Source organism: Microcystis sp. LSC13-02 (assembly GCA_002282935.1).
In the GTDB taxonomy this organism is placed as follows: domain Bacteria; phylum Cyanobacteriota; class Cyanobacteriia; order Cyanobacteriales; family Microcystaceae; genus Microcystis.
Map to the genome: position 1 here is coordinate 1 of MTBT01000219.1, position 2,014 is coordinate 2,014.

Annotated in this window: 1 protein-coding gene; it reads right to left on the reverse strand. The window is 44.4% G+C overall.

Annotated features, from left to right (window positions below):
* Nucleotides 1-1,708 (reverse strand): DUF4114 domain-containing protein (locus tag BGL89_RS13575; RefSeq protein ID WP_286826149.1); only part of this gene is annotated, 1,708 nt, incomplete at its 3' end.
* Nucleotides 1,709-2,014: the final 306 nt, after the last annotated feature.

Consider the following 2,014-nt stretch of genomic DNA (forward strand, 5'->3'; position numbering starts at 1 on the left):
GCTTTAGAAACTTTCGGAATTTTTGGGTTAGAAGTATGTTGTCTTGGCATCTTGTCTGTTGATTTAGCATAAAGGGTAACGAAGAGCCAGTAATAGTCTTATCTGCATCGGTGACAGGAGGGTTATTAACAGGTGGATTCAGCGAATTATCATTATCCAGAATCGTGCCAATTCCCTCACCTTGAATCAGGATAGCATTGGTCACTCCTGTTAAATTCACCGTGAAGGTTTCCGTAGGCTCGCTAATTGTATCGCCCTTCACAGCAACTGCGATCTTTTTCTCCACTTCTCCCGGTGCAAACGTCAAAATTCCCGTTGAGGATTCATAATCTTTCCCCGCTTGAGCGGTTCCATCCGTCGTCGTAAATTGAGCCGTTACTGTTGTGTTTATAGGGGCTGATAAACGAACTGTAAAATTAGCAGATTGAGTTCCTGTATTCCCCTCGGTCACTGTGGTATTTTCAATACTCAAAGACGGTAACTGAATCGGTTCTCCAATTGGTTCCCCAAAACTGAACCGAAACACTAAATCATCAAAATCGCGATCGCCGCCGCCCCAAAAATCTTCCCAGGCCCAAGTCTGACTATCCTGTTGAGCATGGACATGATTCAAACCATCCTCATTCGCCGCCGCATAGGAAAAGAAAACCGGCGGGGCATTTTCCCCCTTGGCGATCGCCTGATCTGTCGTCCCGTTAGCGACTAGATACCATCCCAGATATTTCCCAGAAGGGACGTTAAACGTTTTACTATCAAACGCTTTCCCAGAGGCAAAAATTACCTTGTGGCGATCGCCTGACAAGGCCGCAGCTAAATAACCCTGATCCCCTGGTTTAATCCCATTAATCTCGCCATCCGGCGTATCGACCAGGTAATAACCCATCTCGTTTGGAAAAGTATTATCCTGACTGACAGCCTCCACTGTTAGGGGAACCTGTTGCCCTTTGTCTCCGGCTAAGACAATTCCTGCTTGAGCAATATTAAAAACAACATCGTTAAAATCTTGATCTCCCCCGCCGGTCAAATCTTCCCAGTTAAGCCGCCAAATCCCGCGGCCAAGATGACTACTTTGGGAATGATCAAAATTGTCAGGATTAGCTCCTTTAAGGGAGAAAAAAGCTAACCCAGATTGACCCTGATTTTGTCGATTATTTTCTAACCAATTAGCGCTGGTACTATTCTGAATCACATAAAACCCTAGACGACTACCCCCCGCAACGGTGAATTCCCGCCAATTTCCCGCTTGATTACCCGAATTAAAGAGAGTTTGTCGGCTGGGACTGCTTAAAGCGGCCTCGGCGAATCCTTCTTCACCGGGGGCGATACCTTCTACCCCACCTAAAGCATCCACCAGAAAGAATCCCACTTCATTATTAAAAGCTGCTTCTCGCAATGTCCACTGGACAACCATATTCACCCTTTCTGAGGGATTACCCGGAACGACTAAAACCTCGCCTAAATCATCTAGCTGAGTGATTTGAGGGGTTCCTAGCCAAGAAGTATCTTGATCTGAAAAGGAGAAATTAGCAGCCTCTGGATTAACTAATAATGGGGTTGATAGCAGAGAATCACTTTGATTAGCTAAGTTATCGCTCGCCGCCGCGCTCACGGGAGCAAGAAAATTGCTAGGAGAAGATAGGGTGAGAGGCGTGACTTGAGGAGCCACTTCTAGCGTTGTCGGAGCCAGCATAGATGGCGCTGTCGCCATCAAAGTCTGATCTACTCCCAAAAGACTTGAGCCATCTTCTAGAAGTATTGGGGGAAGTATTGGAAAATCCACTTATGCCTTCTGCTTGGATGTCTAGCTTGATTCATTAAATTAATCTTTGTTGGCATCTTAAGGGCGTTTCTTTTTACTGTCAATATATATAAATTATTTGCATATATATATATATATATATATCATTAGTTTTGCTAATTAGTGTCTGCTGAATAATGGTAAAACCCTTTTAAAATAAAGCTTTTGACCTGTTAAAGTCCGATGTTAGTGCTGCGAAAATAGGATTGGGACTTT